Annotated in this window: 20 protein-coding genes; 12 read left to right on the forward strand and 8 right to left on the reverse strand. The window is 71.2% G+C overall.

Going from position 1 to position 26980, the window contains the following annotated elements; genetic code table 11:
• Positions 1 to 151: 151 nt before the first annotated feature.
• Both JO379_RS34330 and JO379_RS02235 read left to right on the forward strand, forming a co-directional pair.
• Complete coding sequence (locus JO379_RS34330) at positions 152 to 229, forward strand: 50S ribosomal protein bL37 (protein WP_466782871.1); 78 nt, start codon at positions 152 to 154, stop codon at positions 227 to 229.
• A gap of 377 nt (positions 230 to 606) precedes the next feature.
• On the forward strand, positions 607 to 1320 hold the full coding sequence (locus tag JO379_RS02235; RefSeq protein WP_209513518.1) for a transglycosylase SLT domain-containing protein: 714 nt from the start codon (positions 607 to 609) through the stop codon (positions 1318 to 1320).
• A gap of 93 nt (positions 1321 to 1413) precedes the next feature.
• Here the strand turns inward: JO379_RS02235 and JO379_RS02240 are convergent, their stop codons facing one another.
• On the reverse strand, positions 1414 to 2619 hold the full coding sequence (locus JO379_RS02240) for an alginate lyase family protein (RefSeq protein ID WP_372449130.1): 1206 nt from the start codon (positions 2617 to 2619) through the stop codon (positions 1414 to 1416).
• Between the two features lie 190 nt (positions 2620 to 2809).
• On the opposite strand from JO379_RS02240, the gene JO379_RS02245 reads away from it, so the two are divergent.
• On the forward strand, positions 2810 to 4138 hold the full coding sequence (locus tag JO379_RS02245; protein WP_209513520.1) for a tyrosinase family protein: 1329 nt from the start codon (positions 2810 to 2812) through the stop codon (positions 4136 to 4138).
• A gap of 1 nt (position 4139) precedes the next feature.
• Positions 4140 to 4640, forward strand: a complete 501-nt coding sequence (locus tag JO379_RS02250) for a hypothetical protein (protein ID WP_209513521.1) — start codon at positions 4140 to 4142, stop codon at positions 4638 to 4640.
• A gap of 4 nt (positions 4641 to 4644) precedes the next feature.
• On the opposite strand, the gene JO379_RS02255 is transcribed toward JO379_RS02250, so the two are convergent.
• Complete coding sequence (locus tag JO379_RS02255; protein WP_209513522.1) at positions 4645 to 5868, reverse strand: beta-ketoacyl-[acyl-carrier-protein] synthase family protein; 1224 nt, start codon at positions 5866 to 5868, stop codon at positions 4645 to 4647.
• Between the two features lie 302 nt (positions 5869 to 6170).
• Between JO379_RS02255 and JO379_RS02260 the strand changes: the two genes are divergently transcribed.
• From JO379_RS02260 to JO379_RS02285, 6 genes are all read left to right on the forward strand, one after another.
• Positions 6171 to 6629, forward strand: a complete 459-nt coding sequence (locus tag JO379_RS02260; RefSeq protein ID WP_209513523.1) for a hypothetical protein — start codon at positions 6171 to 6173, stop codon at positions 6627 to 6629.
• A 63-nt stretch (positions 6630 to 6692) separates the two neighbouring features.
• Positions 6693 to 7964 (forward strand): hypothetical protein, encoded by a 1272-nt coding sequence (locus JO379_RS02265; RefSeq protein WP_209513524.1) that lies wholly within the window; start codon positions 6693 to 6695, stop codon positions 7962 to 7964.
• 13 nt (positions 7965 to 7977) lie between these two features.
• On the forward strand, positions 7978 to 9396 hold the full coding sequence (locus tag JO379_RS02270; protein ID WP_209513525.1) for a Dyp-type peroxidase: 1419 nt from the start codon (positions 7978 to 7980) through the stop codon (positions 9394 to 9396).
• A complete protein-coding gene (locus JO379_RS02275; RefSeq protein ID WP_209513526.1) occupies positions 9393 to 10556 on the forward strand; it encodes a catalase family protein in 1164 nt (387 codons plus the stop codon). Before JO379_RS02270 ends, JO379_RS02275 begins: the two co-directional genes overlap by 4 nt.
• 99 nt (positions 10557 to 10655) lie before the next feature.
• Entirely contained in the window at positions 10656 to 11045 is a 390-nt protein-coding gene (locus tag JO379_RS02280; RefSeq protein WP_209513527.1) for a hypothetical protein, read from the forward strand.
• A 48-nt stretch (positions 11046 to 11093) separates the two neighbouring features.
• Complete coding sequence (locus tag JO379_RS02285; RefSeq protein WP_209513528.1) at positions 11094 to 12920, forward strand: peroxidase family protein; 1827 nt, start codon at positions 11094 to 11096, stop codon at positions 12918 to 12920.
• A 70-nt stretch (positions 12921 to 12990) separates the two neighbouring features.
• Here JO379_RS02285 and JO379_RS02290 read toward each other — a convergent pair whose 3' ends face one another.
• A complete protein-coding gene (locus JO379_RS02290) occupies positions 12991 to 13470 on the reverse strand; it encodes a MarR family winged helix-turn-helix transcriptional regulator (protein WP_209513529.1) in 480 nt (159 codons plus the stop codon).
• Between the two features lie 112 nt (positions 13471 to 13582).
• On the opposite strand from JO379_RS02290, the gene JO379_RS02295 reads away from it, so the two are divergent.
• The gene (locus JO379_RS02295; protein WP_209513530.1) at positions 13583 to 13993 is read left to right on the forward strand and encodes an organic hydroperoxide resistance protein; all 411 of its coding nucleotides are present in this window, start codon (positions 13583 to 13585) and stop codon (positions 13991 to 13993) included.
• 184 nt (positions 13994 to 14177) lie between these two features.
• Positions 14178 to 15131: a threonine/serine dehydratase gene (locus tag JO379_RS02300; RefSeq protein ID WP_307841861.1), complete on the forward strand. Its 954-nt coding sequence runs from the start codon at positions 14178 to 14180 to the stop codon at positions 15129 to 15131.
• Between the two features lie 18 nt (positions 15132 to 15149).
• Here the strand turns inward: JO379_RS02300 and JO379_RS02305 are convergent, their stop codons facing one another.
• The 5 genes from JO379_RS02305 to JO379_RS02320 all read right to left on the reverse strand — a co-directional run bounded on the left by JO379_RS02305 (position 15150) and on the right by JO379_RS02320 (position 26951).
• Positions 15150 to 16361 (reverse strand): lanthionine synthetase C family protein, encoded by a 1212-nt coding sequence (locus JO379_RS02305; RefSeq protein WP_209513532.1) that lies wholly within the window; start codon positions 16359 to 16361, stop codon positions 15150 to 15152.
• Positions 16362 to 16442: 81 nt separating this feature from the next.
• A complete protein-coding gene (locus JO379_RS33595; RefSeq protein ID WP_263454252.1) occupies positions 16443 to 16577 on the reverse strand; it encodes a hypothetical protein in 135 nt (44 codons plus the stop codon).
• Positions 16578 to 16612: 35 nt separating this feature from the next.
• On the reverse strand, positions 16613 to 19177 hold the full coding sequence (gene lanL / locus JO379_RS02310; protein ID WP_209518443.1) for a class IV lanthionine synthetase LanL: 2565 nt from the start codon (positions 19175 to 19177) through the stop codon (positions 16613 to 16615).
• A 158-nt stretch (positions 19178 to 19335) separates the two neighbouring features.
• Complete coding sequence (locus JO379_RS02315) at positions 19336 to 21318, reverse strand: SDR family NAD(P)-dependent oxidoreductase (protein WP_209513533.1); 1983 nt, start codon at positions 21316 to 21318, stop codon at positions 19336 to 19338.
• Between the two features lie 14 nt (positions 21319 to 21332).
• Positions 21333 to 26951 carry a polyketide synthase gene (locus tag JO379_RS02320; protein ID WP_307841863.1) on the reverse strand — a complete coding sequence of 1873 codons (5619 nt, stop codon included), beginning with the start codon at positions 26949 to 26951 and terminating at the stop codon, positions 21333 to 21335.
• Positions 26952 to 26980: the final 29 nt, after the last annotated feature.

Below are 26980 nucleotides of genomic sequence, written 5' to 3' on the forward strand. Positions count from 1 at the left end.
TTTCCGCCGCCGAGCGGGACGCCCCGCCGCGGCTCCGTCGGCGGGATTCACGCGATCGCACGCCCCGGCTGCCGGTCGTGTGATCGTTGCGTGTGATAGCAAAGGAATCGGTGGAAAACGCCCCTGAAGCACCACGGAGAGAGGAGTCGGCATGTCCTCGAAGCGTCGCCGTAAGAAGAAGGCACGTCGTAAGCACGCAGCCAACCACGGTCGACGGCCTCAGTGCTGAGACGGGCCCGGAACGGCTGGATGCACGCGGGGCGGCCCCTTGGGGCCGCCCCGTCGTGTGCCGGACGGTACGTGTCCGGCTGCTCACGTGGTGTGTGGGGGTGGGGGGTAGGGTGTGAGGCCGCTCATGGGACCCAGATCACTTACGAACCCGGGTAGTGGACTCCAGATTCGGACATTTGGGTGTGAAGTGGGGTGATGGGTGGGGTGTGCGGGGGTGTGCTGTTCCGGGGTGGGGTAGTAGGTCACACCTTTGCCAGCGGCTTTTCGGGCCGCTAACAATTGCCGAGTCGCATGGCGCCGTCGATCGAGACACGGCGCTTTCTTCGCGCCGATCCGGCCAGTGCGACTCACGCGATTGGAAGAGGTTCAGCCAGCATGCGCTCCACCACCACCGGTACCGCCCGTCTGACCAAGGCCCACAAGCTCACCGCCGCCGGCATCACCGTCGCCATGGGCGCCGCAGCCGTCGCCATGGCCGTCACCCCCGGCCAGAGCGCCGAGACCCCCTCCATCGCCGTGAAGCCCGTCGCCTGGACCACCACCGACCTCGGCGCCCACCACCACATCGGCAACCAGTCCGACAAGGCCGCACAGCAGGCCAAGACCGACGCCGCTGAGGCGAAGAAGAAGGCCGACGCCGCCGCGAAGGCCAAGGCCGACAAGGACCGCGCCGAGAAGCAGGCCGCCAGCCGCTCCCAGGCCCGCACCCCCGTCAAGCCCGCCGCCCCCGCCAAGCCGGCTCCCGCGGCTCCGGTGAAGAAGGCGTATGCCGACAATCTCGACGGGTGGATCAAGGAGTCCCTGGACATCCTGAAGTCCAAGAACATCCCCGCCAGCTACGAGGGCATCAAGCGCAACGTGATGCGCGAGTCGACCGGCAACCCCCGCGCGATCAACGACTGGGACATCAACGCCGCCAACGGCGTCCCCTCCAAGGGCCTGCTCCAGATCATCGACCCCACCTTCAAGGCCTACCACGTCGAGGGCACCTCCTGGGACCCCTACGACCCCGTCGCCAACATCACCGCCTCCTGCAACTACGCCGCCGACAAGTACGGCTCCATGGACAACGTCAACTCCGCCTACTGAGCGAGCCGACACCGGAGCCCACACCCGCACGCCGAAGGGCGGCAGCACCCCACCCGGTGCCGCCGCCCTTCGGCGTATCGAGACAGGCCGGACTCAGCGGTTCTTCGCGTGGGTCAGGGCTTCCCAGGCGACGAAGAGGTCGTCCGTTCCCTCGTCCCGCAGTCGCTGGGCGACCCGCTGGGCCTGGGGCATCGCGATGCCCCGCCGGTTGCGGAAGTGGTTGAGGGCCACCTCGGTGTCCGGCCCCATGTCGAGGTCCAGATTCCCGCCGCACAGCCAATGCGGCACGTCGGCGCCCAGTTGGTACCGGGCGTGAAGGGTGAGCGCCGCCCGCATCCGCTTGCCGGCCTCGCCGTAGAGGTCGAGGCCCTGGTGCCAGGCGGTCTCCGCGATATGGGCGGTGGCCGCGAGGGAGTAGCCGATGTGCGTGAAGTTCCGGCACGTCTCCTGGCCGAGGCCGTTGACGAACCTCCGCTGCCCGAACCAGTACTCCCTGATCCTGTCGGGGGTTCTGATGTGGCCGCCCGGCGGGCGCTTGGGCAGGGGTCCGTCGGACTTGAGGTAGAAGTAGGCCGGGACGCGGGCCCGGAATCTGCGCACGGCCCTGTTGAAGCCGCGCCGGTCGTCGAGGAACACGGAGATCCCCATGGCGGCGTCCGTCATGGCCAGGTCCCAGTTCCCGTTGTAGTCCGGTGCGGTGACCGTCACCTCGCGGAGGTAGACCGTGCGCAGCATCCCGGCGAACCGCCGCACCCGGTGTCGCGGCCAGCCGCCGTAGGTGTGCCGCATGATCTCCGCGGCCCGCGCCCAGGAGCTGCCGGCCCATGCCGCCTGCAGGCCGGCATTGCCCTCGGTGTGGTCCCGGAGCACGGCGGACCAGGCGTCCATGATCTGCACGGCCTTGCGGGCGTGCGCGCGGTCCCGGGTGATGTACCAGAGGAGCGCCTGGGTGTAGGCGGCGATCGCGTCCTGCCGTTCTTCGACGCACCCGTAACCGGGCCGGTCGTCCGGCGGGCACTCCACGACCCGGACGGGCGTCGCGTGGTAGCCGAGCGATCCGTATCTGCTGTGGCGCATCGCGGCGAACGACGACCGCCACTCACGGCCCTTGACTCGTTTGCGGAGGCGGTCGAGCTGAGCCTTGCTCACCAGCACTCCAGGATGCTTGAATCCGCGCGCGGACGCGGATGGGCGCGCCACCGGCTCCGTCGGGCCGGCGGCGTCCGCCAGTGAGACCGGTGACGTCAATGTAGCGAGCAGAGCGACCGTCAGAGCCGTAAGGCGAAGCAACAGCCTGATGCCGTTGCTGCGTGGTCGGGACACAGCACACCTCCAAGTCGGTGCTGCAAGCCTCACTCCCCCATGGGCCCGGGCGCTGTGTGGAATACGCCAATGGGAGACCGGAGCGGGGTGCCACGCCCACGTTCGGACGCGTGCCGCCCACTCGCCGTCGGCTCGTCTAGTTTCGTTCGCGACTGGAGGCACAGCCATGCCCAAGAGCCGTCAGGACATCAACGAACTGAGTGCGGGTCAGCTGAGCGACTACATCCACGCGGTCGACATCCTGCGTGCGCGCTCGGCGGCGGACCCCGACGATCCGGCCGGATACGACTTCCAGGCCGCGCTGCACAACGATGTCTTCGTCGGCCCGTGCGAGCACGGGAGCGACTTGTTCCTGCCGTGGCACCGCGCGCACCTGCACTACTTCGAGAAGCTTCTGCAGGGAACGGACCCGCCCAGGACCGCGAACGTCACGGTGCCCTATTGGGACTGGATCCACGCCCAGCCGGCCGGGAAGTTCCCGGCCGCTTTCGACCTGCCCGGACTGTCCTCACCGGGGCGCAGCCTCTCCCCGACGCCCCTGCCACCGGACACGCTCGAGATCGTGACGACCGAGACGGACCCGGGCGAGTTCGGCGGGTACCCGGAGGCACACCCGGGCGGGGACTACGGCCGGCTCGAGCTGGGCCCCCACAATTACATGCACCCCGAGTTCATCGGTGGCCTGATGGCCGAACCCGGCACGGCGGCCCAGGACCCGATCTACTTCAGCTTCCACTGCTTCATCGACCTGCTGTGGGCGGAGTGGCAACGGCGCAACGGCTCACCGCCCCTTTCCTCACCGGACCACGATCTGCGCGGGTTCCTGGACCAGCCCAGGCACCAGGTCGCGGACTTCCACAGCACACTGGACCTGGACTACGCGTATGCGTACACCGACCAGCTCCACACGGTCTTCGGGGTGCCCGTGCCGCCGCCGTCGCCACCTCGTGAGCTGATGATGACGCAGCCGCTGGAAGCGGTGTCCGAGGCCGACTTCACAACGGAGTTGCGGGAGAAGGCCCGGGTGCAGTTCCGTCTCACGGCCCCGCCCGACCGGGGCAGGCGGGTGGTCGTGAGGCTGGACGAGCTGAAGGTGCCGGTGACCGGAAGCTACATGCTGCGGGCCTTCGTCCATCCGGCCGACGTGGAGTTCCGGCGGGACGACGAGGCGTTCGCGCGGAGTTACGGCGTCGGCTACGTGTCGATGTGGCGGGCGCACGATGCCTCCCACGGCGGTGGGCACGGCACCCCGCACGGACCGCACGGAGGCCATGGCCACCACGGAGGTCATGGGCCGCCGGCCCACCACCCGACCGCCGGCACCGCGCGCTTCGACGTGACGGCGGTGCTGGCCTCGGCGACGGCGGCGCCCGGGGACCATGTGCTGACGCTCCAGTACCTCCCCTCCCCCACGCCCACGGGCGAAGCCCAGGAACCGGCGGAACTCGTCGCGGAGGTCGCGTTGAGGGACGTGTTGATGGAGGTGTACGACTGACATGCGCACGCCCGTCTTCGAGCTGCACATCCAGCCCATGTTCCGGGCGACGGACCGCGAGCACATGGCCTTCGCGTTCGACCTCTGGGACTACGACGCGGTCGTCTCGCAGGCCGACGACATCCTCGCCCGTCTGGAGAGCGACATGCCGCCGGTCGCCGGCGGCGGGCCGTGGCCCGACGAGTGGATCGAGCTCTTCCGACGCTGGAAGGACGGCGACCGCAAACGTCTGGAGCTGGGCACCGCGGACTACGCCTTCACCCGGACCGCCACCGCGGTGACCGTCACGGCTACCGGTACCTTCCCGGCAGCGGGCTACGAAGGCTGGCTGCAACTGACGGACGTATCGGAGACGGCCAAGACGTACGTCCTGTACTTCGAACCGCCGGACACGCCCGTGACCGGCACCCCCGAGACGTTCACCGCCAAGGAGCGGTACCGCCCGGCCGACACCCGTTCGGTCTTCGTCCGCGACGCGGCAGGGGTACAGCAACTGCACTGAAGGGTCAGGGAGCAGGGGTGAAGACGAGCGAGGCGTTGTGACCGCCGAAGCCGAAGGAATTCGTCAGCGCCGCCTTCAGTCCTCCTCGCCGGGGCCCGCCCGTGACGATGTCGAGCTTCACCTTCGGGTCGAGGGAGTCGAGGTTCTGTGTGGCGGGGATGACGCCGTCACGGACCGCGAGGATCGCGGCGAGGGCGCCGATCGCTCCCGCCGCTCCGAAGAGGTGACCGGTCATGGACTTGGTCGCGGTGACGGCCGGGTGGGTGCCGATGGCCTCGGTGATGGACTCGGCCTCGACGAGATCGCCCTGCGGCGTGGACGTCGCGTGGGCATGAACGTGCTCGATGTCGAGCGGGGACAGTCCCGCGGCGGTCAACGCCTGGCGTATGGCGCGGATTTGGCCGTCGGCGTGTGCGCCGGTGATGTGGTACGCGTCGGAGGTGACGCCGGCCCCGGCGAGTGTCGCGTGGGCGCGAGCCGCCCGGGCGGCGGCGAACTCGGCACGCTCCAGGACCACCACGGTGGATCCCTCGCCGATCACGAAGCCGTCGCGGTCGACGTCGAAGGGCCGGGATGCCCGCTGAGGCTCGTCATTGCGCCTCGAATGGGCCTTGGCCTGGGCGAACCCGGCGAGCGGCAGCGGGTGGACACAGGCTTCGGTGCCGCCTGCCACCACCACGTCGGCCCGGCCGAGCCGGATCAGGTCCATCCCCATCGCGATCGCCTCGGCCCCGGACGCGCAGGCACTGACGGGGGTGTGGGCACCGGCCCGGGCGCCGAGGTCGATACTGACCCACGCGGCGGGACCGTTCGCCATCAGCATCGGCACGGTGTGGGGGGACACGCGCCGCACTCCGGAGGCCTCGAGAATGTCGTCCTGGCCCAGGAGGGTCAACGCGCCTCCCGTGCCCGTGCCGATGACGACGGCCAGCCGCTCCGGATCGACGTCGGGGCGGCCCGCGTCGGCCCATGCCTCACGGGCGGCGACGAGCGCGATCTGCTCACAGCGGTCCATGCGGCGGGCCTGCACCCGGTCCAGGACCTCCGTCGGTTCGGCCTTGAGCCTGCCCGCGATCCGCACGGGAAAGCCGTCCGCCCACTCCTCCGTTATCCGGCTGATCCCGGACTGCCCGGCCAGCATCGCCGACCAGGTCGAAGCGACATCCCCGCCGAGCGGAGTCGTGGCCCCCAGACCGGTGACCACCACATCGTTGGTGTCAGCGTTCACGGATGAACCCCCTTGTAGTAGAGATACAACTCCCCGCTCGGACGATCGCGGGGAGGAATCGACTCATCGTCAACCCTGCCAGGGCTACCGAGGATGATCATGTGCGGTGATCCACGGAACTGGACGAGGAAGTTTTGTAGTGTCCTACTAGTTTCAGAGGACGGCGCAGAAGAGCGACGGCTGCGAGATGCCGGGGAAAGTGAACCGAAATACGATGGTGCTGGCGAGTGAGCAGGAGGGCTGCCGCGCCCGGACGCGGGCAGGGACGGCGCGCTCCTGGAGCCGCCCTGGAGGTGTATGTGATGAGTCACGACACGGGGGCGGACGTCGATGAGCTGCTGACCATGTCACGGTCGGAACTCGACCGGCTGTTCCGCGCCAGTCCCCCCGGGGAGATACCTCGGGGAGAGGGGCGCGGCACGGTACTGGTGGCACGCGGTGCGAAGCTGTCCAGGGCGGTGGCCGCGTCGGTACGTCTCCTCGCGTGGCAGGGGAAGGTCTTCGACCGCGACGGCGGCGGGCTGCGCAACAAGGTCACGCCCCTCGGCGTGCGGGCGATACGCGCGAAGGTCTACCGCGACTCGAGCCTGCTCGACGACGGCGAGTGCATCGTCCTGGACTACTCCCGCAGCTCTGTTCTCGCACACCGGATACGTGACGAGATCCGCCAGATCGGCCCCCACCGCTACCTGGGAATCGTCTACTGGGGGCGCCGCAGGATCCTCAATTTCTCCCTGCACTTCGCCGGTCCGCGTACCTGAGACGTCCTGGCACACCACAGGCGACGACCCGTCAGCCGCGAGGCAGGGTGGGAGGTGCTGGATATGCCGCACCAGTCGGCAGTCACCGTCCTGGCCACCGTGCCCCCGGCCCGGGTCGATGACGTGCGGGAGGTGCTCAATGAAGCCGGCCGGAGGGGTGCCGGTGAGGTCTTCCGGTTCGCCGAGGTGGCGGGGGTCCACTTCGCACGGCTGCTCCTGGTTCCCGGAGGGCCGGACGGCACCGGGGAGATGCAGCCGCCCTGCGTCGTCTACATGAGCGAGGTGGATGTTCCGGTGGCCGTCCACCTCGCCGACCTCGTCCGTAGCGCGGGTGACGAGCTGGACAAGGTCTTCGCGTACTGCGACGGGTATCCGGCGGACGGGGCTTCGGAGGGCGAGCGGGTCGCCTGGCTGCGGTCGCATCACGTGCCGTGCGCGGCCTTCTACGTCCATACCGTCGGCCGGGGGCGGCAGCAGATACTGAACGAGGCCCGGCTGCGCGAGGCGATCGAGGAGTTCCTCGACCGGCACCGTGCCGAGCTGTCGGGCGAGAGTCCCGCCCGGGTACGCGCCGCCGTCCAGGAGTACGTCACCGGTCGCCAGGACCTGGCCTGGGCGCGTTCGCGGCCGGCGCTGCCCGCTCTGCGATGGCGGATCCGCCGGGCGGCCCATCTCGTCGGTGTACCGCTGGCCGGCCTGGCGTTGCTGCCGCTCCTGGTGATCGCCCTGCCGGTGTGGGCCGTGCTGGTGCGACGGCACGAGCGCCGTGACGTGCCCAGCCGGGCGCGTCCGGGCCGCGATCATGTGCGTGAGCTCGCTTCCCGTGAGGACTTCGGCGCGCAGAATCCCTTCACCGCCGTCGGCGCGGTCAAGCCCGGCCGGTTCAGACGGATCACCCTGACCGCGATCCTGTTCGTCGTCGACTACGGCGTCCGCCACTTCTTCCACCGGGGGAACCTCGCCGGGGTCAAGACCATTCACTTCGCCCGCTGGCTGTTCATCGACGGCAAACGACGGGTGATCTTCGCGAGCAACTACGACGGCAGCCTGGAAAGCTACATGGACGACTTCATCGACAAGGTCGCCTGGGGCCTCAACGCCGTCTTCAGCAACGGGCTGGGCTATCCCCGCACCCGGTGGCTCGTGCGCGGCGGCGCCAAGGACGAGCTGGCCTTCAAGCACTACCTCCGCTCCCATCAGCTGCCGAACCAGGTCTGGTACTCCGCGTACGACACTCTGACCACCGACAACGTCCGCACCAATGCCCGGGTCCGCGCGGGTCTGTTCGGCACGCTCAGCCCGGCCGGTACCGAGGCCTGGCTCGCCCTGCTCTGAGGAAGGGGACGTGATGGCGGCGACTTTGGACCTCGACGACATGCAGGGACTCATCGTCCGCGGTTACGGCGGTCTGCGGTGGGCGAGCTTCCTGATGCTCTCGATCACCGATCCCGCGGGCGCGCGCACCGCTCTCGGTCAGCTGACACCACGGGTGACGAGCGGCCGCGCCGAGCCCCCGGAGGTGGCCGTGAACCTCGCCTTCACCTCGGACGGAATACGGCTTCTGGGGTTGGAAGCCCCCCGCCACGAGGGGTTTCCCGAGGAATTCCTCTCGGGGATGACCGACCCCAACCGCAGCCGTCTCCTCGGTGACACCGGGGAGAACGCGCCCCGGTACTGGCGATGGGGCGGCCCGGCCACCCCTCCCGTGCACGCCGTCGCCCTGCTGTACGCGCGGGACGAGGCGGGGCTGGGACGGCTCGAAGCGGAGGTGCGCCACGTCGCCCTCGCCGCGGGCGCACTCGCCGAGATCGTCCGGCTGGGAACGGCCGAACTGACCGAACGCGAACCCTTCGGCTTCCGGGACGGCATCTCACAACCGCTCGTCGAGGGACTGCCCAGGGCCACAGCCGCCCGCGCCAAAGGCACAGCCGGCGACGAGGTGGTCAAGGCCGGGGAGTTCGTCCTCGGCTACCCCAACGAGTACGGCCTGCTGACGGACCGGCCGCTGCTGCCGTCCCCGCACGACTCCGCGGGCCTGCTGCCCCGCGTACCCGACGGCACCGACGCGGACCTCGGACACAACGGCAGCTACCTGGTCTTCCGGCAACTCCGTCAAGACGTCGACGCGTTCCGGTCCTACCTCGACGAGGCGACGAGGCACCCCGACGGAACCGGCGATCCCGCCGCGCGCGACGCGCTCGCCGCGCGGATGGTGGGACGCTGGCCCGGCGGCGCACCCCTGGTCCACGCACCGCTGCGGGACGACCCGGACCGCGCCACGGACAACGACTTCGGCTATTTCGCCACCGATCGGGACGGCTTGCGCTGCCCCCTCGGCGCGCACGTCCGCCGCGCCAATCCGCGGGACTCGCTGGACCCCCGGCCGGGCTCCGCCGACTCGGTCGCGATCGGCAGACGACACCGGATCCTGCGCCGGGGCCGGGCCTACGCGGATGGTGGTCCAGGGGGCGAGCAGGGGCTGCATTTCCTCTGCCTCAACGCGAACATCTCGCGCCAGTTCGAGTTCATCCAGCACACCTGGCTGAACAATCCGAACTTCAACGGGCTCTACGACTCCCCCGACCCGCTCGTCGCACCCCGCTCGAACCGTCGCTCCACCTTCACCGAACAGGCCAGGCCCCTGCGCACCCGCCGCCTCGACCTGCCCCAGTTCGTCTCCGTACGCGGTGGCGCCTACTTCTTCCTGCCCGGGCTGCGGGCGCTGCGCTATCTCTGTAAGGCCACAGAGGAGGGCGGGCAGCGGTGACCGGGGCGCAGCGGGTCAACGACGCGATTCTGTGGTGCGTCCGGCTCGAACGGCGCGTCGATCCCTACATCCGGCCGCTGCTGGACCGGCTGCTGCGCCGGCCGGTCCAGGCTCTGGTGCAGTGGCTCATCAACGTCCGCCGCCGCGATGAGCACCTTCGTCTCGCCGAGGAGACGGTCCGGCCCGAGGAAGCCGGGATCGCCGAGGACATCGCACGCCGGATGGGCCGCTTCCTCGCACGCGAGTACGCGCCCGGCCGCGCGCAGCGGGCGGGGAACACCAAGACCTACGGGGTCGTGCGCGGAGAGTTCACCGTGCCCGCCGGCTTGCCCGAGCGGCTGCGTCACGGTGTCTTCAGCCGCCCGGCGACCTTCCGGGCGTGGGTCCGCTTCGCCGGGCCGGGTCCCCTGTCGCCGCCCGACATCAAGGACAACGGCGTCCTCAGCATCGGCGTGAAACTGCTCGGCGTTCAAGGAGCGAAGCTGCTCGACGACGAGCGGACCAGCCAGGACTTCACGGGCATCAGCGCGCCGACCTTCACCACCCCGGACGTCGTCGAGAATCTCGAGCTGCAGCGGCACGTCTTCGACGGCACCCCGCTCCTGTATTTCCTGGGCCCGCGCCACCCGCATCTGTGCGACATGGTGATGCAGGGGTTGTACGCCAGAACACACTCCAGCCCTCTGGAGGCCCGGTACTGGAGCTGCACCCCGTATCTGCTCGGTGAGGGCCAGGCCATGCAGTACTCCGTGGTCCCGCGTGACGGTGCCCGCACGCGGGCACCGTGGAACCCGCCGGACGACTACTTGCGCGAGGCCCTGGCCAGGACGCTGCGGGAGCGGGACGTCACGTTCGACTTCCTCGTCCAAGTGCAGACCGATCCGCATCGGATGCCCATCGAGAACGCCTCGGTGGTCTGGCCGGAACGGCTGTCGCCGTTCGTCCCCGTGGCCACCTTGCGTCTGCCGAGGCAGGAGTTCGACGCGACGCAACAGTTCGCCCTTGCCGACCGGCTCTCCTTCAACCCTTGGCACGCGCTGCCCGAGCACCGCCCGCTCGGCAACCAGAACCGTGCCCGCCGCACCATCTATCTCCGGCTCTCAGAGCTCCGGCAGTCGATGAACGGCACACCGCACGAGGACCCGGGTGACGGCGGCTGACACGGCTCGGCCACGCGGCGGACTCGGCGCGCGATCCGGCAGGACATGCCCTAGCGTCGTACGCGGCACGCACTACCCCTCGGGAAAGGGGCGACGACCATGGACGGGCCCACCATCGCTCGCTACAGCCTCGCCGGGATCCGGCTGGTCAACGGCGTCGCGGCACTCCTGGCCCCCCAGGTGGTGGCCCGTCGGCTGGGGGCGGACCCGAGCCGGCCGGCGTTGATCCACGTGCTGCGGATGTTCGGTGTCCGCACCGTCGTCCTGGGCGCCGAGCTGCTCTGCCTCAAGGACCCGGACGAGCTCGACCGGGCGCTGCGCGTCGGCACGCTCATCCATACGAGCGACACGCTGTCAGCCGCCTGGGCCGGGCAGCAGGGGACTCTCGCCCGGCGTCCGGCGATGGCCGCCACCGCGATCTCGACGGTCAACGTCGCCCTCACCTTCCTGGCCCAGCGGCGGATGTGCTGCCGTCCGTCCACGCACTGAACGCTGCCTTCATCGACACCCGCACCGGACGCCGGAAGGATTTCCACGATGGGTAGAGCTCCCGACGGCTCAGCGGGCCGCACGTCCTGGTTCGTCCAGCTCCACAACAAGCTGGCGTTGGCCGTCGACCACAAGGTCGGCTGGCAGAATCTGCCGAAGTCGCTCGGCATGCTGACCCTCATCGGTCTCCGCAACAATCTGCGCCGGAAGAACCTCTTCGACACCAGCACCTATCCGACGCGGACGCCCCCACCGATCGGGCCGCCGGAACCGCGGCACCTCACCGAGCGCACAGCCGACGGTTCGTACAACGACCTGAGCAACCCGCGTACGGGTATGGCCGGTTCGCGCTTCGGACGCAACGTCCCCCCGGAGGCGAACACCCCCGAAACCGAGCCGCAGCTCATGTCACCGAGCCCCCGTGAGGTGAGCCGGGCCGTCCTCACGCGGGATGCGTTCGTGCCCGCGGAGTCCGTCAACGCCCTGGTCGCGGCGTGGTTGCAGTTCATGATCCGGGACTGGGTCAGCCATGGTCAGGGCACGGTGGAGCGCCCCTGGCACATCGAGCTGGTCGACGACGACCCGTGGCCCGCCCGGCCGATGCTCGTCCCACGGACGCTGCCCGACCCGACCCGGCCGGAGGGCGGCGACGGCCTGCCGCCGACGTACATCAACGAGAAGTCGCACTGGTGGGACGCGTCCCAGCTCTACGGCGACGACCTGGCCGCACAGCGGCAGCTGCGCACGGGCGAGGACGGCAAGCTCAAGGTCCCCCGCAACGGTTCGCTGTTCCCGGACGACCCCGAGCGGGATCCGGCGAGCGTACCCGGGTTCTGGGTGGGCCTCGCCATGATGCACACGCTGTTCATCCTGGAACACAACGCCATCTGCGACCGGCTGCGCGGCGAGTACCCCGGCTGGTCGGACGAGGAGATCTTCCAGCGGGCGCGCCTGATCACGGCGGCACTCATCGCCAAGATTCACACCATCGAATGGACGCCGGCGGTCATCAGCCATCCGACGATGGTCACCGGGATGCGCGTCAACTGGTTCGGCGTCCTCGGTGAGCGGGTGCACCGGCTGCTCGGCCGGGTCAGCTCGAGCGAGGTGCTCAGCGGCATCGTGGGCGGGCGCACCGACCATTTCGGCGTTCCCTACTCCCTCACCGAGGAGTTCGTGGCCGTCTACCGGATGCATCCGCTGGTTCCCGACGACTGGACTTTCCGCTCGGTCGCGGACGACTCGCTGCTGCAGGAGGCGACCTTCCGGGACCTGGCGGGACGGCACGCCTACAAGATTCTCGGCAAGCATGCGCTGCACGATCTCTTCTATTCCTTCGGCACCTCGCACCCGGGCCTGGTGACCCTGCACAACTACCCGCGGTTCCTTCAGGAGTTCGAGCGCCCCGACGGCAATCTCATGGACCTCGGGGCGGTCGACATCCTGCGCATCCGAGAACTCGGCGTGCCGCGGTACAACGCATTCAGGCGCCGGCTGCATCTCCCCCCGGCGAAGGATTTCGACTCGCTCACGGACAATCCGGTCTGGGCCGAGGAACTGCGCCGGGTGTACGACGGCGACATCGAGCAGGTGGACCTCATGGTGGGGATGTTCGCCGAGCCCCGGCCGAAGGGCTTCGCCTTCAGCGACACGGCCTTCCGGATCTTCGTCCTCATGGCGTCCCGCCGGCTGAACAGCGACCGCTTCCTGACCAAGGACTACACACCTCAGGTGTACACGCAGACCGGTCTCGACTGGATCGAGAACAACAGCATGGTCAGTGTGCTCCTGCGGCACTTTCCCGAGCTGCGTTCGTCCATGAAGTCGGTGAACAACGCGTTCGCCCCCTGGAAGGCGTCCTCACCCGCGCGGTGACCCCGCCGGCATATCCCCGCTCCGGCGCATTCCGTGGCAGCGCCCCACGCCCGTGGGCCCGGCCGGGGAGCTACCTCGGCCGGCCGTTCTGCGCGGCGTCCAGATTGTCGGTGAGCCGTTCGAGGAGTCCGCGCAGCGTGATGATGTCGTCCAGCGGCATCCCGGCGGCCTCGGCGATCCGGCGCGGCACCGACAGCGCCCGCTCGCGCAGCGCCTCGCCCTCCTCCGTGAGCCGTACGGTGACCGAGCGCTCGTCCTCGGCGCTCCGCTCGCGCCGCAGCAGACCCGCTGATTCCAGGCGCTTGAGCAGCGGGGAGAGTGTGCCGAAGTCGAGCCGCAGCCGCTCACCGATGGCCTTGACCGGCTGGGGGCCGTGCTCCCAGAGGACCATCATCGCCAGGTACTGCGGATAGGTCAGGGCGAGGTCCTTCAGGGCACTGCGGTAGACGCCGCCGAAGGCCCTCGACGCGGCGTGCAGCGAGAAGCAGATCTGGTGATCGAGGCGGAGCAGCTCCGCGTCGTCCGGCAGCGGGAGGGGCGGCGTGGTCATGGATCCAGGGTAGCCCCGACCCGATTAGATTGTGCACAACTCAATCGTGTGCGATGCTTTTGTTGTGCGGCGGGCGGACCCAGCCCGCCGAACCGACTCGAAGGGACCTTCCATGGACGCGCTGTACACCGCTGTCGCCACCGCCAACGGCCGCGAGGGCCGGGCCGTGAGCACGGACGGGCAGATCGACCTGGCGCTGGCCATGCCCCCGGCGCTCGGCGGAAACGGCCAGGGCACCAACCCGGAGCAGCTCTTCGCCGCCGGCTACGCGGCCTGCTTCGCCAGTGCGCTCGGCCTCGTCGGCCGCCAGGCGAAGGTCGACACCCAGGACGCCTCCGTCACCGCCGAGGTCTCCATCGGCAAGGAAGGCCCGGGATTCGCCCTCGCCGTCACCCTCCGCGTCGAGCTCCCGGCCGACCTCGCGGGCGAGACGGGCACCCGCCTGGTGGAGCAGGCACACCAGGTCTGCCCGTACTCCAACGCGACCCGCGGCAACATCAAGGTCGATCTCGTCATCGAGTAGGCATCGGGAGGAGCGGTATGCACCGCTCCTCGATCCGGTCCGGTCGTAGCGCCGGCCGCCGCCCGCGCTACGGCCGCCCGAGGCGACCGACCACCCACCAGGGCCAAGGGCCGGACCTGCGAGGATGCGAGGACGAGCACCGGCCGGCCTCGCTCGGCCCCGATCCCGCCGGAGGACAACCACCGTGCAGCGCCTCACCTACGACGACATCAAGCGAGCGTCCGGCCGGGTCGCCGGGCACGTCAGGCCCGTCGCCCTCGCCCCGGCCGACCCCGGCGAACCCGGCGGCCTGCCGTGCGAGACGTGGTTCGCCCTCGAACAGCTCCAGCACACCGGCAGCTTCAAGGCACGCGGCGCGCACAACTTCCTCGCCGCGCACCGGGAGGAAGGTGCCCTGCCCGACGCCGGGGTCACCATCGCGTCGGGCGGGAACGCCGGACTCGCCTGCGCCTGGGCCGCCCGCCGGATCGGCGTGCCCGCCACCGTGTTCCTGCCCGAGACCGCGCCCGCCGTCAAGGTCTCCAAGCTCCGCAGTTACGGGGCCGATGTGCGCCTGACCGGCACCGAGTACGCCGAGGCGCTCGCCGCGTGCCAGGACTTCGCCGCCACCACCGGGGCGCTCTCCTCCCACGCCTACGACCATCCCCTCATCGCGGCCGGTGCCGGCACCCTCCTCGACGAGATCCACCAACGGATCCCCGGCCTCGACACCGTGGTCGTCGCCGTCGGCGGCGGGGGCCTCTTCGCCGGCGTCGCCACCGCCGCCCGTCAGCACGGCGTGCGCGTCGTGGCGGTCGAGCCGGAGAACTGCCGCGCCCTCGGCGCCGCCCTGGCGGCCGGACGGCCGGTCGACGTCGCCGTCGACTCCGTCGCCGCGGACTCCCTGGGTGCCCGTCGCGTCTCGCGCACCGCTCTGGAGGCCGCCCAGCACGACGACGTCCACGCCGTCCTCGTGCCCGACGACGCCATCGTCGACGCCCGGCAGTCGCTGTGGGACCACCGGCGTCTCGCGGTCGAGCACGCCGCGGGCACCGCCTTGGCGGCCCTTGCGTCCGGGGCCTACGTGCCCGGCCGCGGCGAACGGGTCGCTGTGGTGTTGTGCGGTGCCAATACCGACCCGAGCGACCTCGTGCGCTAGCCGCGCGGCAGCCGGCCCTCACGCCAGGAGCAGCGGCCGGTCCCACGTCGGCGCGACATCGGTGGCCGCCGCCAGCAGGGCGAGGACCACACCCGCCGCGCCTTCGAGGTACCCGGGGCCTTCGGCCGAGAGCGCGGGTGAGGTGAGCAACTGCCCGGCGAGCGCCGCCGCGGCCCGGGCGAGCTCCGGGTCGCCGGTGTCCGACGCGAAGCGGGACGTGATGTGGAGCAGACCGGCCACTCCATGACACAGACCGGGGGTGCCGTCGCCGCGGCGTCGCGCCGCGGGCCGCCGGAGGGCGGCTTTGAGGGCCTCCAGCGCGAGGGCGCGCAAGGAGGCGTCGTCGAGCGCCCCTCCGGCGAGCCACAGCGCTCTGGCGACGCCGGGGCTGCCGTAACACCACGACGCCCCGGCGGGGCGGCGGCCTTGGGGAGCGGGCCGGCCGGGTGGTGGCACCCTTCCGGGCCAGTCGGTGCCCCACGCGTCATCGGTGCGGTGTGCCACCAGCCATCCGGCCACACGGGCGACGGTCTCCCGCTGTCCGGGGACGCTGACGCCGGCGCCGAGGGCCAGGGACAGCAGCGCGAGCGGCCCCGGGATGCCGTGCGCCAGGCCGCAGTCGAGGACGCCGTGCGGAAACTCCTCGCGCGTCCGGACGTCCCTCAGGGCCTCGGCGGGGGTGTACCAGTGGGGTGTGCCCTCCCGTTCGCCGCACAGCGATACGAGGGCGGTGAGCACGGCACACAGTGCGTCATGGGCGGCGGGCTCCTGGCGGCGGCCGAGCAGATACGCGCCCGTACCGGTCATGCCGGAGATGACGTCGAAAACCCGGACGGGCATGCCGTGCGCGTCGCCGAGGGCCCGGGCCCGTCGCCCCGCTTCCCGGGCGACGCCGTCGTGCAGGGGCCGGAACGCGGGGTCCTCGGGGGCCAGCGACCAGGCGGCGAACGCGAGGCCGCCGAGGCCGCCGAACAGCGCGGGTGTGCTGGTGCCGAGCCGCTCGGCGCCTTTGACCGCCGCGGACAGATAGCCGTCGGCCATGGCGCCCCAGCCCAGCCCCGGCAGGCAGCGGTCCAACTGGTGGTACGTCAGGGCGAGCCCCGGTCCGCCGCCGGCGAGGTCGGGGCGGACGCAGGCGGGGGTGGAGCGCGGCCGGCCCGCCAGGGTGGTGACGAGGCCGAGGGCCGCGGCGGCCGTGTCGGGCGGCAGTACGGCCGTCCATGCCGCCACGTCGGCTCCTTGTCCCCCGGGGTGATTCCGTGCGGCCCTCCCGGCCGACCGCACGGAACGGGTTGCGTTGTCCGTGTTCTGCTAGCGACAGCGGGGCGGCTCCGTGCATCCGTCCGTGCGGTCGGTGGTGAAGATGGTGTCGCAGCACATCATCGGCTCCAGTGACTGCTCATCCGTCTCGGGCAGCTCCTGGAGTTCCAGGACTTCGGTTTCCATGGTGGTTTCTCCTTTGTGGTGGTGTCGGCCGGTCGTCAAGGGTCGACCAGCCAGGACCGGTTGCCGCCGTGGGTGAGGCGCAGCAGGAAATCCAGCACGCCGGCCAAGCCGACGCCGTAGCCGGCGCTGACGTCGCGCAGGGTGTCGTCGGGCACCAGCAGGCGGCCGTCGCGCCGGACCGCCCGGGCGTACAGACAGGTGACGGTCTCCGCCGCCCGGGTGCGGTAGTGCTCCTCCCCCGTCGCGTCGGCGAGGTCGAGCAGCAGTTCGGCGTTGCCTGCCGCCCCGTGGCAGGTGCTGGGGCCGATCCGGCAGCGGTCCCGGTGCACCGCCCGCGCCGCGCGGTCGGCGTATTCGCGAAAGCGCGCGTCGCCGGTGGCGGTCCACAGCCGCACCAGGAACGTGCCGATGCCGGAGGCGCCGTGGCACCAGAAGTTCAGGTCGGTCCGTTCGGTCCGGCCCGGCCCCTTCGGCCAGACGGCCGCGTCACCGCGCGGTGCGGCCACGGCGCACAGGGCGTGCCCCGCGCCGGTGGCAATGTCGAGGAGGTCCGCTCGGCCCAGGTCCCGCCCGGCGGCGAGGAGGAACGCGGCGTTCCCGGCGACGCCGTGTCCGAAGCCGTACAGGGCGGAGCCGGCGAGTTCGCGGCGGTGTTCCGGACCGACGGGCCAGTCCACGCCGTGCCCGGCGTCCGCGGTCAGTCGAAGGAGCCGGTCGGCGCACTCCGACGCGCGATCGGCGAACCGTGGGTCACCCGTCGTGTGCCACAGGTGCAGTTGGGCGAGGCCGGCGCCGGCGAGGCCGTGGCAGATGTCAAGGTGGCGCCCCTCGAGCGGGATGCGCAGGGCGTATTCCACGGCCCGGTCCGCCATTCCCGGGTCGCCGAGCGTCCGCGCGGCGTCGTGGAGCGCCCATACCGTGCCGGAGCGGCCGAAGTACAGGCCGGGCAGGATCCTGCTCGGCGCGGTGAGCCGTCGGTCCAGCCACCGGGCCGCCGTCCGTAACAGCGGCTCGGCGGTGGTCTCGCCGCAGCGGACCGCCCGGTCGAGGACGGCCAGCACACCGGCCGCGCCCAGTTGTACGTTGCAGGGGTCGCTGAGCGGGGCCGAACGCGGATGTGGCCACAGGTGTTCCGCATCCGGTTCGGCGGTGGCCGCGAGGTGGGCCAGGCCGTCGGACAGCAGTCGGCCGACGGCGCCGCGCGCCGGCGCGGGTGCGGTCGGCGCCGGTGTCCCGACGGGGTCCGCCCGGAGGAAGGCGGCGGCCTTCTCCAGCGGCCAGCGGGCCGGGCCGTCCGCCGTGAGGCCGATGACGAGGGGGGCGAGTGCCCGGAGCGCGGGCGCGGCCGGTGCGGCGGTGTCGACGATCTCCGCGAGCCGTTCACCGGCCGGACGGCGGGGCGGGGAGTCGTCGGCGAGCAGCGGGATGATGCCGGTGGCGGCGTACAGCAGGGTGGCGCCCAGGCTGAAGCAATCCACTTCCGGGCCGGGTGCGGGCGGTGGTGTGTCGCCGTCCCGGTCGGGGCCGTTCAGGTACTCGGGGGCGGTGAAGCCGTGGGTGCCGACGACATGGGTCCGTTCGTCGGCGCGGACCACGCATTCCATGTCGACGAGGACGGGGGTGTCGTCGGGGGTCATCACGATGTTGCCGGGCTTGAGGTCGCGCAGGACGAATCCGGCCGCGTGCATCCGGCCGATCATGCGGGTGAGTCGGCGGGACAGCTTCCACAGGGCCGCGACCGGGAGCAGGCCGTGGCCGTCCCGTGCGATGCCGTCGGTGGTCCACCGTTGGAGGCTCTTGCCGTCGATCAGATCTTCCACGAGGAAGACATGGCCGGCGGATTCGAAGACGTCGCGGACGGCCGGGGTGATGTGCAGGGGTGCGAGCCGCTTCAGGATGCCGGCCTCGTAGCGCAGCCAGTACCTGGCGTCCTTGCCGTCCGAGGTGGCTCCGATGTGCGGCCGGGCCTCCTTGAGCAGCACGTCGTCACCGGTCTGCCGGTCGCTCGCGCGGTAGACGCCACCGCGGTTGGAGTGCCGGACGGCCTCACGGACCAGATAGCGGCCGGCAATGAGGACGGGGGCGCCGCGGCGGCGCCCCGGGGCGGCGCGGGCGGGCGGGTCGAACGGGGGGCGGGCCCAGGGGGGTGGTGAGAACCACGGGTTGCGCTCGTCCGCGACGAACGTTCCGTCGGGTGCCTGGAGCCGCCCTTCGTAGAGACCTTCGTCGTTGAGCTCACGGGGCCGGGCGAAGCAGCCGTAGCGGTAGTGGACCAGGCTGTCCGGCCGGTACCGCCGGTCCGACAGGATCGCCGGCCCGGCGAGTCCGACGGTGGCTTCGTGGAGTTGCCCGGTCAGGACGCGCAGCTGATCGTCGTCGAGGGGATAGACGGTGAGGAATTTGCCCGACTGGGCCCGGGGCGCACGGACCGAGGTGAGTTCGGCGGTGACCCGTGGTGAGACGGCGAACTTGAACGCGCACGCGTGTGCCGCCAGGACCCGGGTCGCGCTCTCCAGGACGCGGGCCGCCGAGGCGGGGGTCGCGGACAGGTGCAGCTTCCAGCCCTGCTGCCGGGGCACGTGGCGCGGTGGCGTGGCCATGCACCAGGTTTCGCCGTCACGCAGCGTCCACCCGGTGGTCGAACACTCACCCAGGACACGCAGGGTGATCGCCTGATAGCTCAACGCCACGGGCCCAGCATGGCAGCTCGCCGGGCGCCGCGCGAGGGGCTGTGGACGACTTTCCCCTGCGCCCGGTTTCACCCGGGGGTCTGGGTGGTGGTGCGGGCTTGGCGGAGGAGGTGGGGCAGGAAGGTGTCCGCGATGCCGTGGACGGAGTCGTCGGAGTGCAGGAGTTCCACGACCGGGAGTTCTTGCTTGAGGTGCGTCCGGACTTTGGCGAGCATCTCCAGGCCCATGAGGGAGTCCATGCCGTACTCCTGCAGGGGGCGGTGGCGGTCGAGGTCCTCAGGGGGCATGTGCAGGATGCTCGCGGTCATGGAGGCGAAGAAGTCTTCGACCAGGCTTGCGGCTTCGGTGGAGGTGACGGTGGCGAGTTGTTGGAGAAACTTCTCCAGTTCCCAGCTGGATCCTTCGAAGGTGGTGGGCAGGACGGCTGCCAGGCGGGGGCGTTCGCCCGGGGGGACGATCAGTGACAGGACCTGCCAGTCGATGCGGGCGACGATGGCTCGGTCCGCCTGCCGGTGCATGAGGCCTTCCATGGCCGTGAGCGCGTCGCGCGGGTCCACGGGCGGGAAGCCCATGGCCGTGGCGGAGTCGGCCAGATGGTTGCGGGCGACGTAGCCGACGCGGTCGATGGCGCCCCAGGCCACCGCCAGCCCTGGGCGGCCGGCAGCGCGCCGGTGGCGGACGAGGGCTTCCATGGCGAGATTCGCGGCCGCGTAGTTGCTTTGGCGCGGGTTGCCGATGTGGGGGCTCAGCGAGGAGTAGACGATGAGTTCGGCGTCCGGGCAGAGCGCATCGAGCATCAGGGCGCCGCCCCACTTGGGGGCGAGGACGGCGCGGACGCGGTCGTCGTCGAGTTCGGTGAGCGCGGCGTCGTCGAGGTGCATGGCGGCGTGGATGACGCACCGTAGGGGGTGGCCGGTGGCGGTGATGTCGTCGATGAGGGCTCGGGCGGCAGCGGGGTCGGTGATGTCGGTGGCGTAGGCCCGGGCGTGGTCACCTTGTGCGCGCAGGCTCTCCAGCAGGGCCGCGGCTTCCGGTGCCTGTGGTCCGCGGCGGCCGGCCAGAGCCAGGTGGCGGGCGCCTCGCTCGGCCAGCCGGCGGGCGGTCTCGGCGCCGAAGCCGCTCAGTCCACCGGTGATGAGGTAGGTGCCGTCACCGTCCAGTCGCAGGGGGCGTGGCAGGGGGTGGACGGGGACAGGGTCGTCGAGACCGACGACGACTTTGCCGATGTGCTTGGAGTGCTGCATGAGGCGGAAGGCATCGTCGACGCGGTGAGCGGGGTAGATCTGATGAGGCAGCGGCGGGTAGTGCCCGGCGCGGACGCGGTCCAGGACCTCGTCGAAGACGGTTTCGGTGTGGGCGTGGTTCTGCCAGAGGATGTTGGCTGCGTCCACGACGAAGAGCGCGGTGTTCTCCGCCAGGGCCTTTTGCAGCAGGCGCTGGTTGGCCAGGACATCGCGTTTGCCCAATTCGACGAAGCGGCCGCAGGGAGCGAGCAATTCCCGTGAGCGTGCTGCGGCGTCTCCGCTGAGGGAGTTGAGGATGACGTCCACGCCGCGCCCGCCGGTGTGTCGGCGGATCTCATCGGCGAAGGACGCGCTGCGCGAGTCCACTGTGCATTCGGCGCCGGCGACGGCTGCCAGGTCGCGCTTGGCCGGTGTGCCGACGGTGGCGATGAGGCGGGCGCCGATGAACCGGCTGTAGTGGGCTGCCGCCAGGCCGACGCCTCCTACCGCGCCGTGGGCCAGGAGGGTTTCTCCCGGGCGCAGGCGGGCCAGGTGCTCAAGGCTGTGGTGGACGGTGAAGTAGGCGACCGGCAAGGTCGCGGCGTGGGTGAAGGACATGCCGTCGGGGATGGGGCGGACGGCTGCCGCGGAAGTGCGTACGTGTGACGCGAACGCCCCGGGGAAGAAGCCGAACACACGGTCGCCGACGCTCAGGCCGGTGACGTGATCTCCCACGGCGGTGATGACGCCGGCGCCTTCCAGACCGAGAAACGCTTCCGAGGGCACGCCGTCCTCGGCCACGGGGGGCAGCAGCCCGGTGACCACCATCACGTCGCGGTAGTTCAGGCTGCGGCGTGCACCGCGATCACCACGTCCTCCGGCCCGGGTTCGAACGGCGCGATCTCGGTCCATCGCAGGCGGTAAGCGAGCCCTTGGTCCTTGAGCTCCAGCCGGTAGGCGGCCGGCGTGCCGGATTCTGCGGTTCGGGTGGCGGGCTGGGCTTCCTGGACGCAGTGCACGAACCGTCCGTGGTGGGTGAGGGCGACCTCGTCGTGCACGGCGGGCAGGCTCTGGCTGTCCTCGGGCGAGTGGCCGGCGAGCAGCTCCCGGGCGAGCCGCACGGCGTCCTGCGCCGGTTCGGGGCCGCGGTCGAGGGAGATGCGCCGCACGGCGATGGGGAGCTCGTGGGCCAGGGTGCGCGTCGCGGCCCAGACGGTGGCCTGGCCGGGGAAGGCCGGACGTTCCGGGGCGGGCAGCGCCCCGCTGGGGTGGGTGACGAGTACGAGGTGGCGGGGCCGGCCTGTCCGGTCGGGTTCGGCGCGGGCCAGGCACCGCAGCATCGCGGCCCGGCCCACAGCCAGTTCGACGCCGGCCACGGGATCGCGGTCGGCGGCCCGGTCGTGTGCGCTGCCGAGCATCAGCACGACGGCGGCATCCGGGGCAGCGGCGAGTGCTTCCTGCCAGGTGGGGTGGTCCGGTGGACAGGGCGTCACGTCTGCCGAGGCGCATCCGGCAGCAGCCAGTTCGCCGGCCAGCAGGCGGGCGAGTTCTTCCTCGTCGTCGTGCTCGGTGAACAGCAGCCAGGAGCCGACGGCCGGGGGCTGGAGTTCGGTGACGGCCGCTTGCCGCTCACCGGTGGGTGGGGTGCGGGCGAGGAGGACGGAGAACGCGTCCTGCAAGGGCGCGGGCTCGGGAATGGGCTGAACGACGTCCTCGAAGCCGCTGTCGGCCAGGACCGTGAGCCATTGCCGTCGGGGCAGCAGGATGCTGTCCGGTCGCAGGTCGCGGTCCTGGGCATGCCAGAAATTTTCGAGGGTGCCGAACACCATGGCGAGGAGCGGCAGGTCGTGGACCTCCAGTGTCATCAGATGTCCGCCGGGTGCGGTCAGCCGGGCCAGCCGCCGCAGGCCGGCTCGCAGGTCCGCGGCCGTGTGCAGGGCGTATCCGGCAATGACGAGGTCGAAGGAGCCTTCCGCGTAGCCCTGCCGGACGGGGTCGGTGTCGAGGTCGAGGGTGCGGTAGGTCATGCGGGGGATGTGGGCGTCGAAGCGTGCTTGGGCGGCCGGGAAGAACGTGGCGGAGATATCGGTGAAGGTGTAGTGGGCACGGTCGTCCAGCAGGGGCAGCAGGTGAGCGGCGAGTCCGCCGGTTCCCGCGCCGACCTCGAGGATGCGCAGGGGCCTGTCCCGCGGCCAGGCCCGCAGGAGGGCGCTCAGCACGTGCGTGGCCATGCGGTTGTGCACGCGGGTGCTGGGATCGAGGTCGTAGTACTGCTGGATCATCTCCGGACCGCTGTCCTGGAACATCAGGTCCAGCGGATCCCGGCGCCCGCACCACAGGTCCGCCAGATGCGCCGCGAACCGCACCTGGAGGGAGACCGAGGCGACCCAGGAAGCCAGGCCGGACAGGTCGGAGAGCTCCGGCAGGTCCGGTGGCTCTCCCAGCCGGCGCCAGGAACCGTGGTCGTCGGCCAGCAGCCCCTCGTCCTGGGCCGTGCGCGCGAGGAGCCGCACCAGCTTCTCGTGCCGTGGCTGCACCCCGGCCGCAACCAGGTCCTCGAACGTGAACGTCTCCCGGCCGGGCAGCAACTGCTCGAAAGCCCTGAGCGCACCGACGGCGTTCATACGCGTCCTCATCGCCAGCAGCTTGGCGTACTGCTGATCGGGCTCGGTCTCCCGCGACGGGTGCCATGTCCTTCGCGCGGCCGCGGCCACCTCGCTCGGCGACGGCGGTGTCCACCGCCGCACCGGCTGCCCGGGCAGGGGTGCGGCCCGCAGCACCGAGGTGTACTCCTTGCCGCGGTCGGTGTTCCACGGACCGACGCTGTGCAGACGGCAGCCGGTCAGCTCCACCGCCACGGCACCGTCGCAGCCCAGCACGGCGATGTCCCACACCACTTCCCGTGTGGTCCGTGATCGCTGCCGGACATGGATCAGCCCTTGGGGGGCAGGGCGGGCCCAGTGGCGGACCCGGTCGATGCCCGCCGGCAGGTATCCGGTCCGCGTGTCCAGCATCAGCGGTGTCCCGGCCTGCAGCGCGCCGTCCAGCAGGGCGGGGTGGACGATGTAGCCGCCGTAGCCGCCGTCCGGCACCTCGCAGCGGTAGGCGGCAAGGACCTCGCTGTCGCCGGCGTGCACGTCCCGCAGGACCCGGAAGGCCGGGCCGTACTCGAGACCGCCGCGTTTCATCGCCGCGTAGAGCTCTTCTCCGGTGAACGGCCGGGGCAACCGCTTGCCGACCGCGCTGGTGACCACCGGGTCCGAAGGCGCCGCTGTCAGAGGCCGGATGCGTCCGCGGGCGTGCAGCCGCCAGCCACCGGCCTCGCCGACGCTGCTGGCGATACGGAAGATGCCGTCCTCGTCACTGAGGGACGTCTCCACACGGATGTCCATCGCCGCGTCCCAGGGCAGGGCCAGAGCGCGGGTGATGTCCAGGTCGCTGATCTCCGCCGGGAGGCCGGCGCCGAAGACCTCGCGCGCGGCGGCCAGGGCCATCTCCACGTACCCCGCGGCCGGCATCACCACCACCCCGGCGATGCGGTGGTCGGTCAGCCAGGGGGTCCTGGTGCGCTCGACGGCCGCGTACCACCGGGGTTCGAGGCCCGGAGCGCGTTCGCCCAGCAGCGGGTGCACCAGCACTCCGTCACCGCTGGTACGGATCCAGTGCTCCGGCGTGCCGTGCCAATACCGCTCGCGCTGCCACGGATAGGGCGGCAGATCGGCCACGTGCCCCGTCCGGGGAAACCAGCCGTCCATGGCGCCGCGGCCCCGGGCAGCCAGGAGGCGCGTGGCCGCGCGGCGGGCCGCCGCCCCGTCGCACTTCCCCCGGGGCAAGGCAGAGACGACGGGGAACGCGCCGCCGGGGGCGTCGGCGGCCAGCCGGTGCAACGGACCGGACAGCGCCGGCTGCGGGGCGATCTCCACCACCGCCGCAAGCCCCGCTCCCACAGCACGCCGGACGGCATCGGCGAACCGGACGGGGCGTCGCACGTTGTGCCACCAATACGCACCGTCCAGCTCCCCGGCCTCCACCGGTGCACCGGTCACCGTGGAATACATCGGCACCCGCGGCGCGCCGGGCTCAAGGCCGGCCAGTGCCGCACGCAGCGGCTCCTCCACGACGTCCATCAGAGCACTGTGGAAGCCGTGGTCCACCGCGAGTTCACGGTAGAACACTCCGCGCTCGGCCAGCATGTGCCCCATGGCGCGCAAGGCATCGGCCCGACCGGCCACGGTCACATCCCGGCCACTGTTGACCGCGGCGACCTCCAGACACCCGCCGTACGGGGCGATGGCCTCCCGTGCCTGGTTCTCGCTCAGGCCGACCGCGGCCATCCGGCCGGTGCCGGCCGTCACCGCCTGCGCCCGACTGCGCGCATCCACCACCCGTGCCGCCTGCGCCAGGTCCAGCGCACCGCAGGCGTACGCCGCCGGGATCTCGCCGGAACTGTGCCCCAGCACAGCAGCCGGACGCACCCCGCACGCCTCCAGCATCGCCACCAGGCCCACCTGGAAGGCGAACAGCGCCGGCTGCGCCACAGTGATATCGGTCATCGGCTCGGCACTGTCGCCCTGGTGGTCGGTGGCCAGCAGGGCTGCCACCGACCATCCCAGCAGGGGTTCCAGGTGGGCATCCGCCTCCTCGACAGCCCGCCGGAAGACCGGCTCCTGCGCCATGAGAGCGGCCCCCATGCCCGTCCACTGGGTGCCGTTGCCGCAGAAGACGAATGCCACGCCCCCCGGGGGATCCGACAGTGGACGCTGCACGTGTGCCTCGGATTCCGCCAGTACCGTCTCGTCCGTCGCGAGCATCTCCAGTTGCTCGGCCGCGTCCTGGGGGCCGGTGGCGAGGACGACGGCGCGGTGAGGGTGCAGGCCCCGGCGCTGTGAGGCCGTCCAGCAGAGGTCGTAGAAATCTTCCCGCGCCACCGTGCGCGCGTGGGCGGCGGCCGTCCGGGCCGCCTCCGCCAGCGCCGTGCGGCTCCGGGCGGACACCATCAGGGCCAACGGCCCCTCGTGCTCGGCCGGAGCCGCTGGGCGGCGCGGTGGCGCCGCTTCGAGTACCACGTGGGCGTTCGCGCCGCCGAAGCCGAAGCTGTTCACCCCCACCACGCCGCCCTCAAGCCGCGCGACCGGGCGTGTGCCGGCGACGAGGCGGAGGTTGAGCCCGGCGAAATCGATGTCCGGGTTCACCGGCTCCGCGTGCAAGGACGCCGGGATGAGGCCGTGCCGGAGCACCAGCATGCCCTTGAACAACCCCGCCATCCCGGACGCCGGCTCCAGATGCCCCAGGCTGGTCTTCACCGAACCGAACGGCAACGGCCCGCTGGTGCGGCGTACTCCCAGGGCCTCTCCCACCGCCCGGCACTCCAGCGGGTCCCCCACCGGGGTACCCGTGCCGTGCGCCTCGAAGTACAGCAACTGGTCCGGGGCGGCCCCGGCCCGCTCGTACACCTCGCCCAGCAGTCTGCGCTGCATCTCCGTGCTCGGAACGGTCATCGCCGACGTGCGCCCGTCGCAGTTCGTGCCACTGGCCGCGATCACCGCGTGCACCCGGTCGCCGTCCGCCAGCGCGTCCGCCAGCCGCTTGAGCACCACCACCCCGCCGCCCTCGGCCCGCACGTAGCCGTCGGCCTGCGCGGAGAACGCCGCGCACCGCCCGCGCGGCGAGAGCATCATCGCCTTCGAGAACCCGATGTAGTGGTACGGACTGAGCAGTACTTGCGCGCCACCCGCGACAGCCACCCGGCCGACTCCCGCACGCAGGGCCTCGCACGCCTGGTGCACGGCGATCAGCGACGAGGAACAAGCGGTGTCCACCGCCATGCTGGGGCCGCGGAAGTCGAAGGCATACGAGAGCCGGTTCGCCGCGATCGACAGAGACGAACCGCTCATCGAGTAAGGGGTGATCTCCTCCACCCGCGCCGTCTGCAGCACGCCGTAGGACATGTCGGAGATGCCGACGAAGACAGCGGTGTCGGACCCGGCCAGGGCGGCCGGGTCGATGGCCGCGTCGTCCAGCGCCTCCGCCGTCATCTCCAGCAGCATCCGCTGCTGCGGATCCATGTGCTTCGCCTCACGCGGGGAAATCCCGAAGTACTCCGGGTCGAACCCCGTCACATCTTCCAGGTAGCCGCCCGCCATCGTGTAGGCGCGCCCCGGCCGTGCGGGGTCCGGATCGCAGAACCTCGCCGCGTCGAACCGGTCCGCGGGCGGTGTCCTGCTGATCAGCTCCCTTTCCTGGAGCAGCGCGGACCACAACCCGCCCAGCCCGGTGATCCCGCCCGGCAGACGACACGCCACCCCCACCACGGCCAGTGGGACGGAAGCCTCACACGCTCGCGAGGATTCCGGTACGCGGTACGCCATCACCACTCCAGACCTGTACAGGACCGGTACTCCGCCGATCCGGTGGCGGACGACTGTTCGGCGTCGGCCGGCAGCGAGTTCCCGCCGGCACATAAGCACTTTCCGGGCTACCAGCACTTAAT

This window comes from Streptomyces syringium (assembly GCF_017876625.1).
Classification (GTDB): Bacteria; Actinomycetota; Actinomycetes; order Streptomycetales; family Streptomycetaceae; genus Streptomyces; species Streptomyces syringius.